The organism is Syntrophomonas sp. UBA5494 (assembly GCF_002426325.1).
Genome location: NZ_DIPG01000090.1, coordinates 29,589 through 30,011, shown reverse-complemented (window position 1 = coordinate 30,011; position 423 = coordinate 29,589). Strand labels below are relative to the sequence as shown.

General features: G+C 58.9%; 1 protein-coding gene. It reads right to left on the bottom strand.

The features are described 5' to 3' along the window. Positions 1–423, bottom strand: a 423-nt coding sequence (locus tag B3W37_RS09960; RefSeq protein WP_483175608.1) for a type 1 glutamine amidotransferase, incomplete at both ends; no start/stop codon positions are given.

Genomic DNA, 423 nt, shown 5'->3' with positions numbered 1-423 from the left:
GCCATTGAGCTGCGTTTCCAGCAAAATGTTGCCGATCAGGCGCGGCTCCGAACCCCGGGTGATGAAGTCGAAGAATCCCAATCCCTGCAGTTTTTGCCCGTCCGCTGCGATGTAGGACTCCCCCAGCAGCTGGTAGGCCCCGCAGATGCACAGGACCGGCAGCCCCGCTTCGATGGCGTCAAAGAAGGCCTCGGCCCGGGTTATAAGGTCCTCATACACCAGGCCCTGTTCGCGGTCAGAACCGCCGCCCATGAACACCATGTCCATATTGTCGAAATCAATGGCCTGGCCCAGGCCCACGCTCTGAATCCGGCATTCATGCCCGCGCCACGCCAGGCGCTTTTTGAGGCAGATCAGATTGCCCCGGTCGCCGTACAGGTTCATCAAATCAGGATACAAATGGGCGATGTTGAATTGAGCCAT